Origin of the sequence: Providencia sp. PROV209, from assembly GCF_028479485.1 — a bacterium.
Lineage (GTDB): Bacteria > Pseudomonadota > Gammaproteobacteria > Enterobacterales > Enterobacteriaceae > Providencia > Providencia alcalifaciens.
This window is the reverse complement of sequence record NZ_JAMPNR010000016.1, coordinates 171,067-195,076: the sequence shown is the minus strand read 5'-3', so window position 1 is coordinate 195,076 and position 24,010 is coordinate 171,067. Positions and strand designations below refer to the sequence as shown.

20 protein-coding genes, 1 pseudogene and 1 other annotated feature are annotated in these 24,010 nt (G+C 42.1%); of the genes and pseudogenes, 11 read left to right on the top strand and 10 right to left on the bottom strand.

The annotated features are described in order from the left end of the window. Positions 1-530, bottom strand: a 530-nt coding sequence (gene sodC / locus PR795_RS12985; RefSeq protein WP_006661697.1) for a superoxide dismutase family protein, incomplete at its 3' end; no start/stop codon positions are given. 331 nt (positions 531-861) lie between these two features. Continuing rightward, complete coding sequence (gene topA / locus PR795_RS12980; protein WP_006661696.1) at positions 862-3,480, bottom strand: type I DNA topoisomerase; 2,619 nt, start codon at positions 3,478-3,480, stop codon at positions 862-864. A gap of 287 nt (positions 3,481-3,767) precedes the next feature. Here topA and PR795_RS12975 point away from each other — a divergent pair, with 287 nt between their 5' ends. Then, positions 3,768-4,028, top strand: coding sequence for a DUF2498 family protein (locus PR795_RS12975; RefSeq protein ID WP_006658707.1), 261 nt, complete (start codon positions 3,768-3,770; stop codon positions 4,026-4,028). Between the two features lie 119 nt (positions 4,029-4,147). Here the strand turns inward: PR795_RS12975 and sohB are convergent, their stop codons facing one another. After that, entirely contained in the window at positions 4,148-5,194 is a 1,047-nt protein-coding gene (sohB, locus tag PR795_RS12970; protein WP_006661694.1) for a protease SohB, read from the bottom strand. A gap of 177 nt (positions 5,195-5,371) precedes the next feature. Here sohB and PR795_RS12965 point away from each other — a divergent pair, with 177 nt between their 5' ends. Beyond that, on the top strand, positions 5,372-6,136 hold the full coding sequence (locus tag PR795_RS12965) for a YciK family oxidoreductase (RefSeq protein WP_036965783.1): 765 nt from the start codon (positions 5,372-5,374) through the stop codon (positions 6,134-6,136). A gap of 3 nt (positions 6,137-6,139) precedes the next feature. After that, on the top strand, positions 6,140-6,730 hold the full coding sequence (gene cobO, locus PR795_RS12960) for a cob(I)yrinic acid a,c-diamide adenosyltransferase (protein WP_006658711.1): 591 nt from the start codon (positions 6,140-6,142) through the stop codon (positions 6,728-6,730). Positions 6,731-6,747: 17 nt separating this feature from the next. Here the strand turns inward: cobO and PR795_RS12955 are convergent, their stop codons facing one another. The 4 genes from PR795_RS12955 to rnm form a co-directional block, all read right to left on the bottom strand. Continuing rightward, positions 6,748-7,449, bottom strand: coding sequence for a hypothetical protein (locus PR795_RS12955; RefSeq protein ID WP_230083725.1), 702 nt, complete (start codon positions 7,447-7,449; stop codon positions 6,748-6,750). Positions 7,450-8,066: 617 nt separating this feature from the next. Continuing rightward, the gene (rluB, locus tag PR795_RS12950; protein ID WP_036963755.1) at positions 8,067-8,984 is read right to left on the bottom strand and encodes a 23S rRNA pseudouridine(2605) synthase RluB; all 918 of its coding nucleotides are present in this window, start codon (positions 8,982-8,984) and stop codon (positions 8,067-8,069) included. 136 nt (positions 8,985-9,120) lie between these two features. Then, positions 9,121-9,741: an L-threonylcarbamoyladenylate synthase gene (locus tag PR795_RS12945; RefSeq protein ID WP_006658715.1), complete on the bottom strand. Its 621-nt coding sequence runs from the start codon at positions 9,739-9,741 to the stop codon at positions 9,121-9,123. Positions 9,742-9,936: 195 nt separating this feature from the next. Next, the gene (rnm, locus tag PR795_RS12940) at positions 9,937-10,809 is read right to left on the bottom strand and encodes an RNase RNM (RefSeq protein WP_006661690.1); all 873 of its coding nucleotides are present in this window, start codon (positions 10,807-10,809) and stop codon (positions 9,937-9,939) included. Between the two features lie 173 nt (positions 10,810-10,982). Further along, positions 10,983-11,084: a sequence feature (Trp leader region), on the top strand. 26 nt (positions 11,085-11,110) lie between these two features. On the opposite strand from rnm, the gene PR795_RS12935 reads away from it, so the two are divergent. The 5 genes and pseudogenes from PR795_RS12935 to trpA all read left to right on the top strand — a co-directional run bounded on the left by PR795_RS12935 (position 11,111) and on the right by trpA (position 17,744). Beyond that, a complete protein-coding gene (locus tag PR795_RS12935; RefSeq protein WP_006658717.1) occupies positions 11,111-12,685 on the top strand; it encodes an anthranilate synthase component 1 in 1,575 nt (524 codons plus the stop codon). Then, positions 12,685-14,315: pseudogene (trpD, locus tag PR795_RS12930) on the top strand (bifunctional anthranilate synthase glutamate amidotransferase component TrpG/anthranilate phosphoribosyltransferase TrpD). The gene PR795_RS12935 and the pseudogene trpD overlap by 1 nt, the downstream one beginning before the upstream one ends. Position 14,316: 1 nt before the next feature. Continuing rightward, entirely contained in the window at positions 14,317-15,693 is a 1,377-nt protein-coding gene (gene trpCF / locus PR795_RS12925) for a bifunctional indole-3-glycerol-phosphate synthase TrpC/phosphoribosylanthranilate isomerase TrpF (RefSeq protein WP_036975677.1), read from the top strand. A gap of 54 nt (positions 15,694-15,747) precedes the next feature. After that, a complete protein-coding gene (gene trpB / locus PR795_RS12920) occupies positions 15,748-16,938 on the top strand; it encodes a tryptophan synthase subunit beta (protein WP_036965791.1) in 1,191 nt (396 codons plus the stop codon). Then, positions 16,938-17,744, top strand: a complete 807-nt coding sequence (gene trpA, locus PR795_RS12915) for a tryptophan synthase subunit alpha (protein ID WP_006658722.1) — start codon at positions 16,938-16,940, stop codon at positions 17,742-17,744. The genes trpB and trpA overlap by 1 nt, the downstream gene beginning before the upstream one ends. Positions 17,745-18,129: 385 nt before the next feature. On the opposite strand, the gene ompW is transcribed toward trpA, so the two are convergent. Then, positions 18,130-18,771 carry an outer membrane protein OmpW gene (ompW, locus tag PR795_RS12910; RefSeq protein WP_181480877.1) on the bottom strand — a complete coding sequence of 214 codons (642 nt, stop codon included), beginning with the start codon at positions 18,769-18,771 and terminating at the stop codon, positions 18,130-18,132. Between the two features lie 408 nt (positions 18,772-19,179). Here ompW and PR795_RS12905 point away from each other — a divergent pair, with 408 nt between their 5' ends. Then, positions 19,180-19,935, top strand: a complete 756-nt coding sequence (locus PR795_RS12905; RefSeq protein ID WP_006658724.1) for a YciC family protein — start codon at positions 19,180-19,182, stop codon at positions 19,933-19,935. A gap of 54 nt (positions 19,936-19,989) precedes the next feature. On the opposite strand, the gene PR795_RS12900 is transcribed toward PR795_RS12905, so the two are convergent. Then, positions 19,990-21,726 carry a SulP family inorganic anion transporter gene (locus PR795_RS12900; RefSeq protein WP_036975673.1) on the bottom strand — a complete coding sequence of 579 codons (1,737 nt, stop codon included), beginning with the start codon at positions 21,724-21,726 and terminating at the stop codon, positions 19,990-19,992. 239 nt (positions 21,727-21,965) lie between these two features. Here PR795_RS12900 and PR795_RS12895 point away from each other — a divergent pair, with 239 nt between their 5' ends. After that, positions 21,966-22,526: a septation protein A gene (locus tag PR795_RS12895; RefSeq protein ID WP_006661683.1), complete on the top strand. Its 561-nt coding sequence runs from the start codon at positions 21,966-21,968 to the stop codon at positions 22,524-22,526. A 189-nt stretch (positions 22,527-22,715) separates the two neighbouring features. After that, positions 22,716-23,141: an acyl-CoA thioester hydrolase YciA gene (gene yciA / locus PR795_RS12890; RefSeq protein ID WP_006658727.1), complete on the top strand. Its 426-nt coding sequence runs from the start codon at positions 22,716-22,718 to the stop codon at positions 23,139-23,141. 78 nt (positions 23,142-23,219) lie between these two features. Here yciA and PR795_RS12885 read toward each other — a convergent pair whose 3' ends face one another. Next, a complete protein-coding gene (locus PR795_RS12885) occupies positions 23,220-23,993 on the bottom strand; it encodes a TonB family protein (protein WP_181480878.1) in 774 nt (257 codons plus the stop codon). Positions 23,994-24,010: the final 17 nt, after the last annotated feature.

The window sequence follows — 24,010 nt, the reverse complement described above, 5'->3', positions numbered from 1 at the left end:
GACGAAGGAATGATGCCGCAGGCCATTCTAGCCCCCCCACCGCCTAACACCTCTGGATGATCTGAATAATTATCCCCACCTGCGTGCACCATTAATGCTCGGTTCTGGATATCCTTCAAGGATTTTAATTTTGGTGCAAGGACGCTGTAGGTTGCATTGCCTTGGCTATCAACCACTAAGCCCGGTAAATCTCCAAGATGACCTGTTTTATCATAAGGTCCTTTGTGTACGCCTGTTTTCGCGGGGTCTAAATGCCCACCTGCTTTTAATGCTGGAACTGTTTTGCCCTCTTTTTCCCCTGGATCGCAACTTGGGTTTTCATGCACATGGAAGCCATGCACGCCTCCCGCTTGTAATCCAGAGAGTTTTGGAGTGAAGAGTAATCCGTATTCGGTTTCAGAAATCACTACTTCGCCAATGGCTTTACCATCACCTTTGGCTGTTGCTTCTTTTAGCTCTACCGTGGTTTGTGCTGCATATGCCGCGCTGGCTGTGAATAATGTTGCTAACAAACATAATTTGAACTTCATACCGCCTCCAGTCATTCACGCTGTGTATTATCCTTAAGTTAAACGTTAGCATAATAAATGAATAAAAATGGGCGATTACTGCTTTTGTTATGTGAGAGCTATCGAGTTATGAACAAAAAAAAAGAGCCCAGAGGGCTCTTTTATATGATTGCAGATTTGGATTTAGCTTTGATTCTGAACTTCGTTACCGAATTCCAAACTATTATTCTAAATAGTTCGCCTTAGAACAAGGCGGCAATCGAGCTAATCCCTAGGAGCATACACAAGTATGTGACTAGGGTTAGCGAGTGCTGCCAGCGCCGCTACGGTGCAAAGTATGAAGAATAAAAAACTATTCTTTGGCTTTCCAAACACCATCCACATAAAAAGCACTCCAACCTGTTGCCTTACCGTCTTTCTCTGACGAAACATATTGCTGTTTCGTTTTACGGCTAAAGCGAACCACTGTTGGGTTACCTTCTTCGTCTTGCGCTGGTGCTTCCGCTAAATACGCCAATTTTTCTGGTAGTCGGTCTTTAAATCGTTGCAGTTCTGCCACTAATGGTGCGCGAGTTTCCCTTGATTTCGGGAACGTATTTGCCGCAAGGAAAACACCGGCAGCGCCATCACGTAGCACGAAATAAGCATCTGATTTTTCACATGGCAGTTCTGGTAACGGTACTGGATCTTCTTTAGGCGGTGCAATTTCACCACTTTTTAAGATCTTGCGAGTATTTTTACACTCTTCGTTGGTACAACCCATGTATTTACCAAAACGCCCCATTTTCAGGTGCATTTCAGAACCGCATTTGTCGCATTCGATCACCGGACCATCGTAACCTTTGATGCGGAACTCGCCCTCTTCGATTTCATAGCCTTCACATGCTGGGTTATTACCACAAACATGGAGTTTACGACCATTATCGATTAAGTAGCTATCCATCGCGGTGCCACATTTTGGACAACGACGTTTTGCTCTTAAGGCGTTGGTTTCGGCATCATCGCCTTCAAGGATGTTAAGAACTTCATCTTCAGGGATCAGATTAATGGTTTTCTTACAGCGCTCTTTTGGCGGCAGTGCATAGCCGGAGCAACCTAAGAACACCCCTGTTGATGCAGTACGAATTCCCATATGGCGTTCACAGTCAGGGCAAACAATCGACGTGATAACCATTGGATTGGTACGCATTCCCCCTTCTTCAGGGTCTTTTTCAGCAATATCTAACTGCTTGCTAAAGTCAGAGAAGAATTCATCCAGAACCGCTTTCCACTCGGCTTCATGGTTCGCAACATGGTCTAACTGATTTTCCATGCGGGCAGTAAAGTCATAGTTCATCAAGTCGTTGAAGTTTTCTTCCAAACGATCCGTGACGATCTCACCCATTTTTTCCGCATAGAACCGGCGGTTTTCTACTTTCACATAGCCACGATCTTGGATCGTGGAAATGATAGCCGCATATGTTGACGGGCGACCAATGCCACGTTTTTCTAATTCTTTAACTAACGATGCTTCACTAAAGCGTGCTGGTGGCTTCGTAAAGTGTTGACTTGGCAACAATTCTACCAACGATAACTCAGTGCCTACTGGGATCGCAGGTAAAGTTTTATCTTCGTCATTTTTACGCAGTGCTGGCATGACTCTCGTCCAACCATCAAAACGTAAAGTGCGACCTTTCGCTTTTAATTCGAAATCGCCCGCTTTCACCGTTAATGTTGTAGAGTCGTATTTTGCAGGTGTCATTTGACAAGCCACAAATTGATTCCAAATCAACTGGTATAAACGTTTTGCATCGTTTTCCATGTCTTTTAGTGAGTCTGGCAACACATCAACATTGGATGGACGAATAGCTTCGTGCGCTTCTTGGGAATTATCTTTACTGGTATAAACGTTCGCGTCTTTTGGTAAGTATTGCGCACCAAAGTTGTCAGAAATATAACCGCGAACCATATTTACTGCGTCTTGGCTCAAGTTGGTTGAGTCAGTACGCATATAGGTAATATAACCTGCTTCATACAAACGCTGAGCCATCATCATGGTTTTCTTCACACCAAAGCTTAAGCGAGTACTCGCCGCTTGTTGCAGCGTGGATGTGATGAATGGCGCGCTGGGTTTACTGGATGTCGGTTTATCTTCACGATCAATCACTTGATAACGTGCTTTTTCCAGTAATTTAACCGCAGCTTCTGTTTGTACTTTATTAACAGGTTTAAATGATTTTCCTGACTGAGAAGTCACTTCTAAGCGTAAATTAACGGCGCTTTTATCCGCTAAATCCGCATGCAGTTCCCAATATTCTTCAGGAACAAAAGCTTTAATTTCTCGTTCGCGTTCAACAATCAGTCTCACTGCAACAGACTGTACACGCCCAGCTGATAATCCACGTGCCACTTTTTTCCATAATAATGGAGACACCATGTAACCAACGACACGGTCCATAAAGCGACGTGCTTGCTGAGCATTAACACGGTCGATATTCAATTCACCTGGGCTTTCAAATGCTTGAGTAATCGCATTTTTAGTGATTTCGTTAAACACAACACGACTAAAACGAGAGTCATCACCACCGATCACTTCGCGTAAATGCCACGCAATTGCTTCCCCTTCGCGGTCAAGGTCCGTCGCGAGGTAGACGTGGTCAGCATCTGCGGCTAACGCTTTTAATTCAGAAACGACCTTTTCCTTACCCGGCAAAATTTGGTAATTTGCCTTCCAACCATGATAAGGGTCGATCCCCATACGTTTAACTAACGCATCTTGAGGATCCTTCTTAACTTTTTTCGTTTTGTCGGTCTTTGCTTTATCGGTAGATGAGCCTGTACTCTTTGGTGAGCCGGATTGTGAGCCAGAGCCGCTTTTCGGCAGATCACGAATATGGCCGACGCTGCTTTTTACAACGTAGCCACTGCCAAGATACTTATTGATCGTTTTGGCTTTTGCCGGGGACTCCACTATAACAAGAGCTTTACCCATATTTACCTTTACCTACTATCAAAGAAGGCGCATTTTTCTATTCAAATGCGCAAAATGAGAATCTCTTTTTTATATTGCGACAGAATCACAATATATCAATATTTTTTCGTACAATAATTTGTAACGAAACGAATTTTATCCACCAGCCACATTATTTTATAAAGCATACAAATTGCTCTAGTTGACTGATTTTAACCACATAATGCGGTTTAGCCGCATTGAAAAACACACACTCTACCTGATAAAATGCTAGAAGCAACCAATTATTTTTTCAAGAGAGGCATTCTATGAACACTGAGATTCAAACTATTTCAAAGCAAGAACTACTTGAAAAAGCCAACGAAATCATTAAAAACCACGATGAATACCTCGACGGCATGTTCGTGGATAATGTCGAGCAACATCGCGATGTTTTGGTCTTCAAAGGGGAGTTCTTCCTTGATGAAAATGGCATTCCAACCCTAAAAAGCCCTGCGGCTTTTAACATGTATAAGCATTTAGCACACGTATTTTCTGAACAGTATCGACTGCTTGAGTCTGAACAGTAATAAAAAAATACCGGCTTTATTGGCCGGTATTTTTAAGGGTAGTTCAAATTGAACATTACGTCGTCAATATTCAATGAATGTTATTTCTCTTTATAACATACATTTTATAACCGTTATTTTTATAATAGCGGTTTTTGACCTCGCTGCCACCAGCGTAATAATAGCTTATCCGCACTTTCAGCCGCACTACTGGTAAAACGCTCTACCATTTTTTTACTCATAACAAAACGGATGCTAACGATTTCTTTGGTTTCAATTGCATCAATGATCAAGTCATCACTCACCCCAATCTGATCCACCAAACCTTTTTCTAGCGCTTGAGTTCCATACCAGTATTCCCCTGTTGCAACAGCAGCAATATCAAGAGATGGACGATTTTGATGAACAAAATCTTTGAACAGCTCATGCGTTGAGTTCAAATCCTCAACAAACTTCTTGCGCCCTTGCTCGGTGTTTTCACCCAGCATCGTCAATGTACGCTTGTATTCCCCCGCAGTGTGTAACTCTACGTCTACATCATGTTTTTTCAGTAAACGGTGAATATTAGGTACCTGCGCGACAACACCGATCGAACCAATAATAGAAAACGGCGCTGCAACAATTTTATTTGCGATACACGCCATCATATAACCGCCACTCGCCGCGACTTTATCAACCGCAACAGTAAGTGGAATATTTTTCTCTTTCAATCTCATTAATTGAGATGCCGCTAAACCGTAACCATGGACTAATCCACCTGGGCTTTCTAAACGCAGTAAAACTTCATCTTGAGCTTCCGCAACTGCCAGAATTGCACTGATTTCTTCACGTAAAGAGCTAACTTCACGAGCATCCATGCTGCCTTTAAAGTCTAAGACATATAAGCAAGGCTTTTTGACGGCAGTTTGCCCTACTTTTGCCCCTGATTTTTCACTTTTCGCTTTCGCTTTTTCCTGTTTTTTAAATGCCTTTGTCCACGCTTTTTGCTCAGAATCATTCATTTTGATTTGTTGCATTTGGCGTTGGCGTTCACGGTAGCTCTCACCTAAATCTGTAATTTTTAATGCACCTTTACTTCCTTGGCGTCTCATTCCGACACCAAATACAAATACAGCAATGACCACAATGGCAACCACAATCGTCACCACTTTTGCTAAAAACAGTCCATACAAAGAGAAATACTCCACAGGTTGATCCTTCTCGTATTTAACACTAATAAAAAATGATCGCATGATTGTTCAAAAACAACCAGTAAAAAAATTGTTATCAATAACCACAGACGTTAAACAAATGTGGTAAATTGCCCTCCCGCGCAATTTACGCGATGATAACCCTCAACGCGAATCATGACGATAGGAAAAATTATGCTTCATTATCAGCCTAGACAAGATCTTTTGAATGGTAAAACTATCTTAATCACCGGCGCTACTGATGGGATTGGTCAAGAAGCAGCATTAACTTATGCACGCTTTGGCGCATCCGTCATTTTATTGGGTAGAAACCCGCAAAAATTAGCCGCAATTAAACAAGAAATTCAAGACGTCACTGGTTCAACATCAGAAAGCTACCTTATTGATTTACTGACTGCGACACCCGACGATTGCCAAGCCATCGCAGACGATATTGCTAAACAACATCCTTATTTAGATGGCGTATTACACAGCGCAGGATTACTGGGGAATATCGCTCCAATAAGTGAACAACCCGCTCAGCTGTGGCATGACGTTATGCAAGTCAATGTGAATGCTGGGTTTATGCTAACTCAAGCTCTATTACCTTTATTAGAGAAAGCGCCTCATGCATCTCTTATATTCACCAGTTCTAGTGTCGGCAAACAAGGTCGTGCAAATTGGGGCGTCTATGCCGTTTCTAAATTTGCAACGGAAGGCTTAATGCAAGTCTTAGCTGATGAATATCAAGGCACCGGTTTACGTGTAAACTGCATCAATCCAGGACGCACGCGCACCGCAATGCGCGCTGGTGCAGCACCAGGAGAGGATCCAATGACGTTAAAAACGCCCGCCGATATTATGCCAACTTATCTATACTTAATGGGTGATGATAGCGTCGACCAAACGGGAACAAGTGTAGATGCTCAACCAAATTTAAAGCCGATTAAAGCGGAGTAAACCATGAGCCAAGACCGACACGAAGAACGTCAACAACGTTTGAAACAAAAAGTGGATGAACGTATAGATGCCGCACAATTAGAACGAGGGATCCTGATTGTCTTCACAGGCAACGGTAAAGGAAAAACGACGGCTGCCTTTGGTACAGCGTGTCGTGCGGTCGGTCATGGCAAAAAAGTCGCGGTTGTCCAGTTTATTAAAGGCAGCTGGGACAATGGCGAACGAAATCTTTTGGAACCCCACGGGGTTCCTTTTTATGTCATGTCGACGGGTTTCACATGGGAAACTCAGAACAAGCATACGGATACACAAGCTTGTCTCGAAACATGGCTGCACGCTCTTCAATTACTGCAAGACCCACAGTATGACTTAGTGATTCTTGATGAGCTTACTTATATGGTGAGCTACCATTATCTCCCACTTGCTGAGGTCATGAATGCGCTGAGCTGCCGCCCCGAAAATCAGTCGGTCATCATTACAGGCCGAGGTTGTCACCGTGAATTACTGGAATTCGCTGATACCGTGACGGAGATGCGCCCCATTAAACATGCGTTTGACGCAGGGATTAAGGCGCAAAAAGGCATTGATTGGTAATAGTTAGTGACAGCGAATTAAGGCATATCATGAAGTTTTAAAACACCCGCGCTAAATATAGCTGCAGTTTGCGACAAAAATAACACATATTTTTGTCGCTCTTCTAAACAATGATCCTCAGTATCCCACTGACTATAAATTTCAGCCATACTCGATACCTCGAGACGATATTGATTATAAAAATCTTGCTTCGTTGTCGGGTCGTCTGAACGCCGATAAGCGTGGATAATAGCATTCACTTTCTCTGCATACTGCTGAATGTTTTGATCGTCAAAAACCGGAAGTATCACAGGATAGTCAAACATCAGGCTCACTGTATCCTGTTGTACAGATTTATCTTCACGTACCGAAACCTGTTTTATTTGTTTATCATCACTGGAAATTGCATTAATGAATTCTAAATATGAAAAACACTTTGTTTTTATTTTACTTACGTTGGTCAATGAATTTAATTCGTCTGGGATCCGAGTACCAATAGGATAATCACAGTTGAATACGTTATTATCAATAATGATATCATCACTGCTCTGAACTCGTCCTTTTACTCGATAATCGCCAACCTTTAATTCTTGCACTATCTGATCATGTATCGACGGAATTCCATTATTCCCATAGACAAAGCTATAGGAATAATAAATATGCTTCTGAGGATTTAATATTCCCCCTTTATTACCAGGGTAAACCATAAAATAAATATGTTTACCTTGCTCCATCGTCATGGAATGTAAGCCTTGTTTCAAATATAAACTTCCCACAGATTCTCTAGGGATCACTATCAGTTTATTATCAATAAAAAATGAGTAATTATCTAACGATTCATTACTGAAGAAGAAGCGCCCATTTTCAGAGGTATGTGGTTGATATACATCGCAACTTGTTATGCCAAAACTCAAGACTGCCGCATATTTCGCCGACTTTGTACATAACATAAATATTAAAACCTTTTATTTATTTCATCATGATAAAAATAGATTAAATATACAACTTACACAATATGAAAGTGTCACAATGTGACAAGCACCTTATAAACTCTTAGCTTGAGTATTTTAAGTTTTAAATACTAAAATAACAAAGAAGTAAAAGTAATAAGCAAAATTGCTCAGTGTATTTTATTTTACCCTTTACTAATCATAAAAGGACTGGATTGATAATTTATTTACTCTCTTGTTATTTTATTTCTATTAATTGGAAAAACATTGAAATAGATAATGTGAGAATGAAAAATTGAGTATCAAAAATTAGCGGATAATTTCAGAATTTCAATCTAAATGAAATAAAAAAAGGTTATGGCGCATACCATAACCTCTTTAAAATCTGCTAAATAACGCAGTACAAATTAGATTCGAGTACGACGTTTTGCTGTTGGACGCGAAGATTGGCGTTTCGCCGCTGGGCGTGATGCAACTTGAGTATGACGCTTCACTGCACGACGAATTTGGTTCGCTTTGATGCGGCGCTGATCGCGCTCAACAGACACTTTACTTTCTGTTTCAACATCCAGCTCAACTAACTCTCTTAAATAGTTAGTTTGCTCTAAACCTAACTCCGTCCAACCACCACGCGGTAAACCTTTAGGGAGGTCAATATCCCCGTAACGAACACGGATCAGCCGGCTGACTTGAACACCAACAGATTCCCATAAGCGGCGAACTTCACGGTTACGACCTTCCGTTAACGTGACGTTATACCACTGGTTCATTCCTTCACCACCACGGTATGATACCGTTTTAAACGATGCAGGACCATCTTCTAATTGAACACCCGTAGTTAACTGACGAATTTTTGCGTCCGTGATTTCACCAAATACACGTACCGCATACTCACGTTCGACTTCACGGCTTGGGTGCATTAAACGGTTAGCTAATTCGCCATCCGTCGTGAATAACAGTAAACCACTGGTATTCACATCAAGACGACCTACCGCTATCCAGCGAGCGCCAGTCAATCTTGGTAAACGATTAAATACTGTTGGGCGTCCTTCAGGGTCATGACGAGTACACAATTCCCCTTCTGGTTTGTAGTATGCCATGACACGGCAGATTTCTTTTTCTGGCTCTTTAATCGCTAAAAGGCGGCCATCTAAACGAATTTTTGTTGTCGCTTTAACTTCAACACGGTCACCCAGTGTTGCCATTTTACCATCAACACTAATGCGACCTTCTTTAAGTAATCCTTCGATTTCTCGGCGGGAACCATGCCCTGAACGGGCAAGGATTTTTTGTAACTTTTCAGTTTGTTGCGGTTTAGAACTCATGAGATCCTCAGCTGTCGCCTTCACAGGCGTCAAATAACTTCTCGCTCAATAGGCAAAAAGTGATGAATTTGAAAACCTGCGCATTATACACAGGTTTATCCTGATCCCCTATTACTAATCTTCTTGGCAAATAAGCTTACTCAAAGGGGCTTGGGTCACCGGTTCCAACGCGAGCAACAACCGGTGTGTCATCCGTAAAATCAATAACCGTCGTTGGTTTTTGACCGATGTAGCCGCCATGGATCACTAAGTCCACTTGTTTATCCAGTAAATCGCGGATCTCTTCAGGATCAGATTGCGTAAAATCATCTCCCGGTAAAATCAAGCTGGTGGACATTAATGGCTCCCCTACGGCTTCCAACAGATCACGCGCAATTGGATTTGAAGGAACACGTAAACCAATTGTTTTACGTTTTTCATTCATTAAACGGCGCGGTACTTCTTTCGTCGCTTTCAAAATAAACGTGTAGTTACCCGGTGTATTGTTCTTAATTAAACGAAATACGGTGTTATCTACATGCGCATAGTTAGAAAGCTCAGATAAATCACGACACATTAACGTAAAGTTATGATTTGAATCCAATTTACGGATACGGCAAATACGTTCTAGGGCATTTTTTTCTTCTAAACGACAACCAATGGCATAACCTGAATCTGTCGGGTAAACCACAACGCCGCCTTTATTCAGGATTTCAACGCTTTGGCTAATCAGCCTTGCCTGAGGGTTGTCCGGATGGATATAGAAAAACTGGCTCATAGTGACCTCTATAGTTGAGTATCGACAGCATCATCCGGTGAACGACCTAAAAATGGCACTATCTATTTGCAAAACATAACAACCACAATATTACCTTTATCAAATAATATTGCGGTTCAATAAAATAATTTATATTGCAGAGTATTTTACACCCAAACCGTGATCCATCAATAAATTAGGTTATATTCTCATAAACTAAGCGGTTTTTATCTGATCCCATAGCGTCCAAACCGCATGATTATCATTAGGGAGCCATAGATTGCGTCCTAGTTCAATCCACGAACACGGTCGATGAAAATCAGAGCCGACAGACGTTTTCAATTCGGCGCCTTGCGCTAATTCCCCTAAAAATTGCTTCTCATTCGCTGGCTGCTGACAGTGGGATATCTCCATCGCATCCCCTTGGCAAGCTTTAAAATGGTCGATCAGCCGTCTTAACCACTTATTGGAAAGTTGATATTTTGATGGATGGGCTAATACCGCAACACCACCCGCGCGATGAATCGCGTCGACGGCCTCTTGAATGCTGCACCACTGAGCCGGTACATAACCAGTCTTTCCTTTCGCAAGGTAGCGCTTGAATACGTTATTAATCGTTTTCTCTTTGCCAGTTTTGACAATATATTGCGCAAAATGCGCCCGAGTTACCTGTCCACCACCTGAAAGTGCTTGTGCATTCTCCCATGCATCATCAATTCCTGCTTTTTGCAAACGTCGTCCCATTTCAATGCCACGTTCTAAACGACGCTGTGATTGCTGCTCCAACAACGTCGCCATTGCAGGCTCACTCGGTGAAAAATTTAGCCCAACAATATGAATTTCAATATTTTCCCACAGGGTGGATATTTCAACGCCATTAACTAGTGTTAATGGACGCGGATTTTCTGCAAGATATGCCCTGGCGGCAATCACCCCATCACAAGTATCATGATCCGTAATTGATAAGACATTCACACCCATTACTATCGCACGTTCGACTAACTCAGCGGGCGTTAAATCCCCATCTGATGCATTCGTATGGCTATGTAAGTCATAGCGAGTCACTATTGGCGTCGAATCTTGCGACATGATGTTACCTTCTCCCTTCTTCGACTTAACGAAAATTAAAAATAAATACAAACAACTATTGACACAAACCTCGTGATCCAGTTTACTAGTACGCAAGATTAGTTACATTCAAAAAACATTTAAAACCAATTTGTTTATCCAGTGAGGCATGTATGACTTTATTCAATTTATCAAATCGTTGGTGGCGCGACTTCCCAAATTGGGCGGAAGCCGCACGCGCATAAATTGTTAATGCCTCAGTGCCGAACCCGCCCTCAACCAGCGGGTTTTTTTATGTCTGAAATTAGCTTAAGGCAGCAAAATGAACAAACAAAACACCACATTAGCACATTTTAATTATCTGGATAGCCCAATTAACTATCAACCAGACCCAACGTTGCTATTTAATCATCTGTGCCAGAATAAACCCGCTACCATGTTGTTAGAGTCGGCGGAAGTCAACAACAAAGCCAATTTACAAAGTTTGTTAATCGTCGACAGCGCATTACGTATCCGAGCATTTGGTCAACGTGTCGAAATTGAAGCATTAACCCAAAATGGGCAAGCACTTCTGCCATTAATCAGTGAGCAGTTAACAGAGCAAGCCCTTCGTTGTGATTTAACAACAGAGCATTTGACCGTTGTTTTTGCGCAACCAGAAAGTCAATTAGATGAAGATAGCCGCTTAAAAAGCGCATCCTGCTTAGATGTATTACGGACATTGCCTGCACTGGCACAAGCCTACTACACCAAGCCTGAAATTCTCTTCATGGGTGGGTTATTCGCCTACGATTTAGTCGCAAATTTTGAAGAATTACCTGAAGTAACAGCGACTAACCAGTGCCCTGATTTCTGCTTTTTTGTCGCTGAACACTATTTAGTGATCGACCATCAGAACCAAGCGGCACGTTTGAAAAGCTTATTTTTTACTGCAAATGTACAAGCAGTAGCACAAGTACAACAACGTCATAATGACATTATCGTGGCTTGCCGACCTTACTTACCCACCTTGCCTTTGGGGGAACCCACTAAGTTCAGCGTCACTATCAATAAAGACGATACAGAGTATGGCAAGGTGGTGAATACACTAAAAGAGGCGATTTATCGTGGGGATATCTTCCAAGTTGTGCCATCGCGTAAATTTAGTATGCCATGTGCACAACCCTTGATTGCCTATCAAAAACTCAAAGCACAAAACCCAAGCCCTTATATGTTTTTTATGCAAGACAACGACTTTACGCTGTTTGGCGCATCACCTGAAAGTGCATTGAAATACAGCCAACAAAGTCGTGTTGTCGAAATCTACCCTATCGCAGGGACTCGTCCTCGTGGACGTAATGCGCAAGGGAATATCGACTTGGATTTAGATAGTCGCATCGAATTAGCAATGCGCACGGATGAAAAAGAGCTCGCGGAACACATCATGCTCGTAGACTTGGCTCGTAATGATTTAGCACGCATTTGCGAAGCGGGTAGCCGTTATGTCGCCAATTTGACCAAAGTCGATCGCTACTCTTTTGTGATGCACCTAGTCTCTCATGTTGTGGGCACTTTACGTCGTGATTTAGATGTATTTCATGCCTATCAAGCCTGTATGAATATGGGAACACTAACTGGTGCGCCAAAAGTCAAAGCCATGCAATTGATTGCCGAATGTGAAAAAGAACGTCGCGGCTCCTACGGTGGCGCTGTCGGGTACTTCAACGGCAAAGGGGATTTTGATACCTGTATCGTTATTCGCTCAGCGTATGTTGAAAATGGTATTGCGACAGTGCAAGCCGGCGGTGGTGTGGTACTCGACTCCTCCCCGCAAGGTGAAGCCGACGAAACGCGTAATAAGGCACGTGCAGTAATCCGCGCGATTGCTCAAGCCCACCAAGTTGAGGAGTTATTCTAATGGCTAACATCTTACTACTCGATAATGTTGACTCTTTTACTTACAACTTGGTCGACCAATTACGTGCCAGTGGTCATCAGGTCGTGATCTACCGTAACACCGTCAGTGCAGAACATGTTTTATCCGTACTGACACAATTGAATGACCCGATTTTGGTGCTTTCTCCCGGACCAGGAAAACCCAGTGAAGCCGGTTGTATGCCTGAAGTGCTTAAATCTGCGTTAGGAAAAATTCCGGTGATTGGTATTTGCTTAGGGCATCAAGCCATTGTTGAAGCGTATGGCGGCGTTGTTTCTCCAGCGGGTGAAATATTACATGGTAAAGCCTCAATGGCGACCCATGATGGTCAAGCGATGTTTGCTGATTTAGATAACCCAATTTCAGTGGCGCGTTATCACTCTTTAGTAGGTAGCCAAGTTCCTGAATCATTAACCATTTGTGCACAGTCCAACGGTATGGTTATGGCCGTGCGCAATGATGAGCAGCGAGTGTGTGGATTCCAGTTTCACCCTGAATCCATCTTAACCACGCAAGGTAAGTTGTTATTAGAAAACACCGTGGCATGGGCGCTTTCTTCCCCCAACAAAACAACAACACATTCGCACTAATGGGACACAGAGAGCCAATCATGCAAAACATTTACGATAAATTATTTAAGGCGCAAGCGTTAACTCAACAAGAGAGCCAATACCTCTTTAACGCCATCATTCAAGGTGAGCTCACGGAGCCCCAACTTGCCGCGGTGCTGATCAGCATGAAAATGCGCGGTGAACAACCTCAAGAAATTGCAGGTGCCGCACTGGCATGCTTGGAAAACGCGCAGCCATTCCCACGCCCTGATTATCAATTTAGCGATATTGTCGGGACCGGTGGTGATGGAGCAAACAGCATTAACATTTCAACCGCCAGCGCTTTTGTGGCTGCCGAATGTGGGATCAAAGTGGCAAAACACGGTAACCGTAGCGTTTCAAGTCGTTCTGGTTCCTCTGATTTACTTGCTGCATTTGGAATTGCATTAGATTTAAGTGCTCAGAGTGCTCGTGATGCCTTAGATGAATTAGGTTTATGCTTTTTATTTGCGCCACAATATCACAGTGGATTCCGTCATGCTGCGCCGGTTCGCACTCAGTTAAAGACGCGCACCCTATTTAATGTACTGGGTCCATTAATCAACCCTGCGCGTCCACCGCTCGCTTTAGTTGGCGTGTATCAAGATTCACTGGTTGAGCCCGTTGCAAAAACCATGCAAATGCTTGGGTTTACTCGTGCAGCTGTGGTACATAGTGGAGGGATGGATGAAGTTTCTCTTCATGCGCCAACCCACGTAGCCGAACTAAAAAATGGCGAAGTGCAGCAATATATCTTAACAGCTGACGATTTTGGCTTAACACCCTATCATCTAAAAGATTTAGAAGGCGGTACGCCCGATGAGAATCGTTTTCTGTTAACTCAATTATTACAAGGACATGGTCAAGCCGCTCATGAAGCCGCTGTTGCTGCCAATGTCGCGATGTTATTACGTATTAATGGTTACGAAGATTTAAAAGAAAACAGCGAGCACGCACTCAATATTATTCGTAGCGGCAAAGCATTTGACCGCGTTCTGGCACTAGCTGCAAGGGAGCACTAAAATGAAAGGCACTGTATTACAGAAGATTGTAGATGACAAACTGACCTACTTGGTTGAACGCAAATTGCACCAACCGCTGGCGAGTTTCCAATCTGAAGTGCAACCTGCGCAACGTGGTTTTTATGCGGCATTACAAGCTAAACGCCCTGTCTTTATTTTAGAGTGTAAAAAAGCATCGCCATCAAAAGGAGTGATCCGTGAAGATTTCGATCCTGCGGTCATTGCCAGCATGTATGCTCCTTATGCTTCTGCAATTTCTGTTCTTACCGATGAAAAATATTTCCAAGGCAAAATGGATTATCTGACTATCGTCAGCAATACTGTGAAACAACCTGTTCTGTGCAAAGATTTTATTGTCGACCCTTATCAGATATACCTTGCTCGCTATTACCAAGCAGATGCTATCTTACTTATGCTATCGGTATTGGACGATGAGCAATACACTGCATTAGCAGATGTGGCGCACCAACTCAATATGGGCGTACTCACTGAAATCAGTAATGAAGGTGAATTGCAGCGCGCTATCAAGTTGAGAGCCAAAGTTGTCGGGATCAATAACCGTGACCTACGAGATATGTCCATTGACCTCAATCGCACTCGTCAACTAGCTCCGCGTTTACCTGCGGGTACGGTGGTGATCAGTGAATCGGGCATTTTACAACATCAACATATTCAAAGCCTTGTCGATGTCGCAAATGGATTCTTAATTGGCAGTGCCTTGATGGAACAGGCAGATTTACCACAAGCACTGCGTAATTTATTAGTTGGCGAGCATAAAGTCTGTGGTTTAACCCGCGAGCAAGATGCTAAAGCGGCTTTTGCTGCTGGTGCTAATTTTGGCGGATTGATTTTTGCGGAAAAATCACCCCGCAAAGTGACACTGTCGCAAGCAAAGCAGATTATTCACTCAACCCCGCTTAAATATGTGGGTGTTTTTCGCGATCAATCCGTTGATTTTGTATCACATATTGCACAACAGCTAGCACTTCACGCTGTTCAGCTTCACGGTAACGAAGACAATGCCTACATTGCCCAGCTCCGTGAAATCTTGCCCGCGCACTGTCATATTTGGAAAGCACTTAACATGGCAGATAATCAAGTTATTGATTATGATCCAACTTTAGTCGATATCTTGCTATTAGATAATGGTGCAGGTGGTACAGGTAAAACCTTTGATTGGTCAAATATCCCCGTCAATAGCTCACATAAGCTGATGATTGCTGGCGGACTCAACCCAGATAATTGCCAGCAAGCGGCACAACTCGTTTGTAATGGGCTTGATTTTAACTCAGGTATTGAGATTGAGCCGGGTATTAAATCCGAACATAAACTAAACCAAGTCTTTGATGTATTGAAAAATGCCCGTATGGCACTTTAGTCAAAAATACATTCATCAATACAGAACACACAATTTTAAAATGGATAATAAATAATGAGCAAATTAGACCCCTATTTCGGTGAGTTTGGTGGGCAATATGTCCCAGAAATCCTGATCCCTGCATTAAACCAGTTGGAAGATGCCTTTATTGATGCCCAAAATGATCCTGCATTCTTAACGGAATTTCATGACCTACTCAAAAATTATGCGGGTCGTCCAACTGCGTTAACCCTGTGCCGTAATCTGACTGCGGGAACAAAAACCAAACTCTATTTAAAGCGTGAAGACCTCCTTCACGGGGGCGCCCACAAAACTAACCAAGTTTTAGGGCAAGCCTTACTGGCAAAACGCATGGGCAAAAATGAAATTATTGCCGAAACGGGTGCTGGGCAACATGGTGTTGCTACCGCCCTTGCTTGTGCATTATTGAATATGAAATGTCGTATTTACATGGGTGCGAAAGATGTTGAACGTCAGTCTCCTAATGTATTTCGGATGAAATTAATGGGCGCGGAAGTGATCCCAGTCCATAGCGGCTCTGCGACCTTAAAAGATGCCTGTAATGAAGCATTAAGAGACTGGTCTGGTAGCTATGAAACCGCACACTATTTATTAGGGACTGCGGCGGGTCCTCATCCCTATCCAACCATTGTACGTGAATTCCAACGGATGATTGGTGATGAAGCCAAACAACAGATCTTAGACAAGGAAGGTCGTTTGCCCGATGCGGTGATCGCCTGTATCGGTGGCGGTTCCAATGCTATCGGCATGTTTGCCTCCTTTATTCCTGAAGAAAATGTCGGGTTAATTGGTGTTGAGCCCGCGGGCCATGGCATTGAATCAGGGCAACACGGTGCTCCTTTGAAACACGGTCGCGTTGGGATTTACTTTGGAATGAAGTCCCCCATGATGCAAACCTCTGAAGGTCAAATTGAAGAGTCTTATTCAATTTCTGCGGGATTAGATTTCCCGTCAGTGGGTCCTCAACACGCTCACTTAAACAGTATTGGTCGAGCAGAATACGTTTCAATCACGGATGATGAAGCGCTGAATGCCTTTAAGTTGCTGTCACGTAAAGAAGGCATTATTCCTGCGTTGGAATCTTCCCATGCGCTGGCTTACGCGCTCAAAATGGCAGAACAAAATCCGAATAAAGAGCAGTTGTTAATTGTCAATTTATCCGGTCGTGGTGATAAAGACATTTTTACAGTACATGATATTTTGACCAGCAAAGGGGAAATCTAATGACGCGTTATACCCAACTTTTTCAGCGTTTAGACCAAAAAAATCAAGGTGCTTTCGTTCCCTTTGTCACGTTAGGTGACCCTGATGCTGAGCTCTCGTTAAAAATTATTGATGCACTCATCGCTGGCGGTGCGGATGCCTTAGAGATAGGCATTCCGTTTTCTGACCCTTTAGCCGACGGTCCCACTATTCAAAATGCGAATTTACGGGCATTTAAAAGTGATATCACACCAACGCTGTGTTTTGAATTATTAGCACGTATTCGTGCTAAACATCCGGATATGCCAATTGGCTTATTAGTGTATGCCAACTTAGTGTTCACTAATGGTATTGACTCTTTCTATCAACGTTGTCAGCAGTCAGGTGTAGATTCCGTTTTAGTTGCGGATGTGCCAATGCGTGAATCAAAGCCTTTCCGTGAATCTGCGATAGCCCACGGTATTGCGCCTATCTTTATCTGCCCACCAAATGGTGATGACGCCCTGCTACAGGAAATTGGCAAACACAGTCAAGGCTATACTTATTTGCTTTCTCGAGCGGGAGTCACCGGAACAGAGCAACGTGCTCAAATGCCATTAACCCATTTAATCGATAAGCTCTCTCAATATGGTGCGGCGCCTGCACTTCAAGGATTTGGTATTTCAGAACCGGAACAAGTGGCTGAAGCGATTCGTAATGGTGCAGCTGGCGCAATATCCGGTTCCGCTGTCGTCAAAATTATTGAAAATAATTTGCAGCAACCACAAGAGATGCTCAGTAAATTAACGACGTTTGTCACTAATATGAAAGCTGCTACACAGAAATAATTCCCATCATTTATTTCTATCTAGACTTTGTGAAGCCATCCATTATTGGGTGGTTTTTTTATTCTTAATATCGATTAATTGATTTTGGTTTTTAGTCAAATGTCACATCACAGAAAACATTTCAAATATAGAGATAAAATCATTAACTTTAATTTAAGTTTAAATACGTATTTTGATATTTAAATTTTGAATGAAATATCTGTATTGATATATTAAAACCCCACTAATGTAAATTTAATGTTAAATAAAATAGAGTTAATTTAACATTCCGGATTATTATTTTATTTTCTAAAAACGAAAAATCCGGGAAGTATATTCCCGGATTTCTTTACTGCTTTCTAATCCATTAGTCAGCAAGAATAATCTTGCTTATGTCCTTAAGAAATTAGAAACGGTAACCCACACCAAACATAAATACGAATGGGTCTAAACGAGTATCGATTTTTTGTTGTTCGCCACCCACTTTAAATTTAACGTCCGTTTCGATATTCATCCACCATAACGAGGCATTTAACATCCAGTTGTCAGTCAGGTTATAGTCCATCCCCGCTTGTGCTGCAAAGCCCCATGAGCTAGATAGGTCTAAATCACTTAATCCTGGGCCAAAGTTTTTACCTTTACTATTAAATTTCTCATCAAAGAAGAAAGTATAGTTCAGACCTGCACCTAAATAAGGACGCAGTTTATCTTCTTTGCTACCAAAATAGTACTGCGCCATCAGTGTTGGTGGTAAATGTTTTACAGATGCAATTGTACCCAAATCGCCTAAACTAACTTTATGTTCAAACGGAGTTGCTGCTAATAATTCCACACCAATATTATCGGTGATCATATAACCGAAAGTTAAACCTAATTGAGTATTATTATTTGCATCAAATTTGCCTAAACCTAATACATCTTCAGAGTTCGCATTTGGTCTTACCGTTGCAGTTCCTGCACGGAATAAAAAATCGCCAGCTTCATGTGCAAATGAAACAGCTGGAGCTAAAGTTGCAGCAGCTAAGACAAGCGCAGTGAGTTTTTTCATTGTCATCCCATTCCTATGTTTATTATTTAGCAAAAATATAGCCTATTCTCGAATTAGATATTCAAATCAAGATCACATCTTTTGCTAATTTATATATTTCGCAATAAATCTGAGTTTATTATTCCATTACTATTTTTTTCTATTTTGATTTGAATCAATTTTCGTTAAATAACTATTAAAATAAAAAATGATTTTATATTTATTGCTAATTAAACTCACTTTTAAATGTATATTTGAAATGCATCTTTTGGGTTTTATTCTTTATTATTCTTAATACGCGTATTTATTGAGCGCCTCTACTGATTAGGCTAACTCCCAGACTTTTCTTATCTTTCTCTACCTATACGCACGATACTCGGTTACAATCACCGTCAAATTTTTATTCCGTTTGTAGATAGGAGCAGTTACATGTCCATTTCGGCCAACTCACTCTTTCGTGACAGCATCAACTTTTTTAAAAACCAGTTGAATGGCCTTTTCACCATTGTGATAATCGCCACGGTAATCAGCGTGATTGTCTACGCAATGTTAATTCCTAATGAACGGATGATCGGCGTATTACTGGAAGCGCAAAACCAACTCCTTGAGGCGGGTAACGCAGGACTACAAAACTGGGTACTCACCCTGCCAGAAGCTGAAAAAAGCAGTATCCTAAGAGTCTCACTAGGCTTAATTCTCTCCGTGGCACTGGGCAGCTTAGTGCTCATGTGTGGCGTACTTTCTTATATTGCCAATTTATCTCGCGGTGAAGCCGTCAACGGAACCCAGGCGTTAGTGTCATCGTTACCTAAAGCTCCTGCCATGTTCCTGTTGTTGATCATCTGCTCTTTGCTTATCCAACTGGGTATCACTTTAATGGTGCTTCCTGGTCTGATTTTAGCGATCGGTTTTTCTCTCGCGCCCGCGATTCTAATGAATGAAAAAGTGAATCCATTTAATGCAATGGGGAAAAGTTGGAAGCTGGCATTTGCGAATTGGCGTATTGCTGCCCCAATGATTTTAATCTGGATGGCAAGCCAAATGCTGGTCAGTATGCTGTTAAGCAGCCTGCAACTGAATCATATCGTGGTCAATGGTATTTCGTTCTTATTTAACAATATCATTGCGGCTTTTGCTTTAATTTACTTTTTCCGTTTATACATGCTGAGCACCAAGAATGCCTAAGCTCACATAGGCTAATTGATGAAAAAGGGCGTATCTGATACGCCCTTTTTTCCGCTATATTGACTGATTTTTCTCTTCGTTTCGCTCATCCACACTTTTTTGCTGAATATGCTGCTTACTTTGAATCAAGCGAATAGCAAAATAGATATCCGGTACTACCAATAAATCATCATCTGAACGATTAATTTTATTTTGAGATAACCAGCGATTTAGCGATGTCCGCCGCCCTGCCAATACGAGCGTAACGCCTTTGGCTTTTAATGCCGTGACGAGTTCATTCAATGCAGAGAAGACGCTCACGTCGTTATGGGTGAAGCTAACGGCGGCGTCCACAATGACCCACGCCGGACGTTTACGCTGGCTATCGATATGCTTGTTTAAGCGATCTTTAAAATAGTTCACATTGAAATAGGTCAACGGTGAGTTAAAACGATAAATCAGAACCCCTTCAACCGCCTGAATATCATTATCAGGGTTCATAGAATGCAACATACCCTGTTCATCGACCCCTAATAATTGATCTGTTGGGCGGAATATCACCCGCAAAAATTGCAGCAAACCTAATAACACGGCAAAGCCCACGCCGCTGATCAAGCCGACCACAAGCACCGCGCAAAGTGTGAAAACGCATAAGAAAAAGGCTTGTCGGTTCCGTTTACGCATAGCATAAATGCTGCGAAAACTAATCAGTGAAAACGTGGATACCACCAGCACCATCCCTAATGCGGGCATCGGGATATATCCTAATACGTCCATAGAAAACAGTAATACAACCAAGATGGTTAATGCCGCAACCACAGACACCATTTGGGTTTTGCCTCCCATCATGTCGTTTACTGCGGTTCGACTACTGGCTGCGCTGACCGCAAATCCTTGAGATAACGCCGACGCAATATTCGCCATACCCAATGCTCGCAGTTCTTGGTCAGCATCAACGGTATACCCATTTTTACTGGCAAAACTGCGAGCCGTCATCATAAAACTCACAAAGCTAATGACCGCCAAGTTTAAGGATGGTGTGACTAAATCCCGCAATAACCCAGGATTAAAATCGGGTGCTGCAATAGAGGGCAAGCCCTCCCCCAGATTACCGACAGTGCTAATGCCATATTGTTCTAAATTGAAGACAATACTGGCACCTGTTGCTAATACCATTGCAATTAATAAGGAGGGCCACTTACTGCGTACTCGCTTAATCAGTATCGTGATAGACAACGTTAACACTGCCACAATCAGTGTTGGAATATGCGTTTCAGACAGTGCGAGAGGTAGTGCGACTAAACGTTCGATAAACCCTGACGGCAGTGAATCGATACCAAATATTTTGCCTAATTGGCTTACAATAATGGTCAGAGCTACCCCATTTAATAATCCTTGAAGAATGGGACCTGACAAGAAGTCAGCAAACATTCCCAGACGAAACCGCGCCGCAATCAGGCACCAAATTCCCGTCATTAAACTCATCACAATAATTAGCTGCCAGCGAGTATTTTCATCTCCCATAGCCAATGGCGCAACGGCTGCCGCGATCACGGCGCACGTCGCCGCATCAGGACCGATAATTAACTGTTTCGATGTCCCAAATAACGCATACATCAGCATAGGTAAAATACAGGCGTATAAACCAACAATAGCGTTGATCCCCATAAGCTCCGCATAGGCTATTGCAACAGGCAGCGCCACCGCAGCGACCGATAGCCCCGCTTTCACATCCGGTCCTAAATTAGCCAATTGGTACTGGCTAAAGGCTTGCAAACCGGGCATTAAATTAAATAATCGCGCCTTTATCATGGAGAAAAATTCTCTAAAAATTAATCAGTTAATTTATTGTGTAGACTATTTATATCCGAACTATTAAAGTTTATCTAGAACTAAGTCAAATAAGCGTAAAATAGTGCAAATCTGGTTGGATGACAGCCCTAATTCTTGGTAAAAGAGAGCAAACTTTTAACAATCTTCGCAAAATCAGTTAAACTACGTCATTGTGTTTAAGTTGACTATGTTCACGTTAAGGATCCGAATCCACTGTTATGAAACAACTTATTGATTTTATTCCTTTGGTTATCTTTTTTATTGTCTATAAAAGATACGATATTTTTTACGCTAGTGGTGCCTTAATGGTGACAACACCCCTCGCTCTACTGGCAACTTATCTTATTTATAAGAAAGTCGAAAAAGTCGCTAAAATTACTTGTGTCATTGTTATGGCGTTTGCGGCTTTAACCTTAATTTTCCATAGTGATGCCTTCATTAAATGGAAAGTCACTATTATTTATGGTTTATTCGCTTTAGCATTATTAATTAGCCAATGGTTTACCAAAAAGCCCATTATCCAAAGAATGCTGGGAAGTAATCAGGAAATTAAATTAGCTGATAGTTATTGGCTGAAACTGAACACCGCTTGGGCAATCTTCTTCATCGCTTGTGCCGGTATCAATATCTATGTCGCATTTTGGATGGCGCAAGACGTTTGGGTGAATTTTAAAGTGTTTGGACTCACTGCCAGTACCTTAATTTTTACGGTTCTGAGTGTCGTGTATATTTTCAAACACATGACTAAAGAGCCCCAAATAGAGAAGCCAAAAGAGTAATTTATTTCTCTAAAATAATATAAAAATAAATAAGCTGCGCACTTTCGCAGCTTTTTTATGCCTATCACAGCGATTTGTTACAATTATCTGTGACTGGATGTACTCTAGCGGTTTACTATACTTATATTTGTTTGCTATAAATGAGCAACAAAATCATAGTGTTTAATTCCCTTTACTAAAGAGTTTGATATGCAATTACCTAACGGTGAGCTCGTTTTACGTACTTTGGCAATGCCATCAGATACCAATGCGAATGGCGATATTTTTGGTGGCTGGCTAATGTCTCAAATGGATATTGGCGGCGCGATTTTAGCAAAAGAAATTGCTCTTGGTCGCGTAGTCACAGTGGCAGTCAATGGTATTAAATTTCAAAAACCCGTTGCTGTTGGTGATGTCGTTTGCTGTTATGCTCGCTGTTTAAAAACCGGAAAAAGTTCGGTGACAATCAATATCGAAGTGTGGGTAAAAAAAGTGGCAACCCATCCAGTTGGTCAGCGTTATCAAGCGACTGATGCTGTATTTACTTATGTAGCCGTGAATGATGACAATACCCCACGCGCATTACCTGAAGACAAACAACACTTTGAATTAGAAAGTTCACAACCTCAGGCTTAATCATTCGAATATCAAAAAAGCGCTTCATATGAAGCGCTTTTTTATTTTTACTCTTACATATTTAGTGTGTTTGCTTTTCTATACTTGGCTAACCGTTCCATCCACTTTGAAGTAGATCTCGGTGGTATAACCTTTTGCAGGTAATTTTTCATATTTCCAACGGTTCATCGCGCGTTTTACATCACGCTCAAACAACCCTTTTGGCGACGCTTCGACAAACTCAATATTTTGGACTCGCCCATCATCATCAATATCATAACGCACTTTTACATAGCCATTTTTTCCAAGGCGACGAGCACGATCAGGGTAATCTGGCGCTTGTTTGCTTAATGCTTTTGGACCGCGACTCCCAGAGGACTGGCTAGATACTGGCGCATTATTTTTGGCTGTGGTCTCGGCTCCACGCGTATTTACGGTGTCTTTTGATAGGATATCCGTGTTGGTAGCGGGGGTTTTATTCATTGCGATCTGTTTTTCAACAGGCTTTACAGGTTCCTGAATTTTTTTCGGTTCTTTTTTAGGTTCTTTCTTTGGTTCAGGTTTCTTTTTCACTACCGGCTTTTTCTGCGGTAAGACAATTGCAGGTTCCACTACAGGCTCAGGTTCAATGATAGGTTCAGGCTCTACCACAGGCTCAGGTTCAATGATAGGTTCAGGCTCTACCACAGGCTCAGGTTCTGACTGTGTTTCTGCAGGCGGAGTTGAAGCAGGTTCAGCAAAGGAAAGCATCGCTATCGAGATAGGCTCCTCAGGCTGAGGAAATTTCGGTTGATTAAAAATCCATGCCATAGCTAGGCCCGCATGAATTAATAATGAGATAGCAACGATGACTAACAGTCTGATACCACGCATATGCAATTTTTACCCTA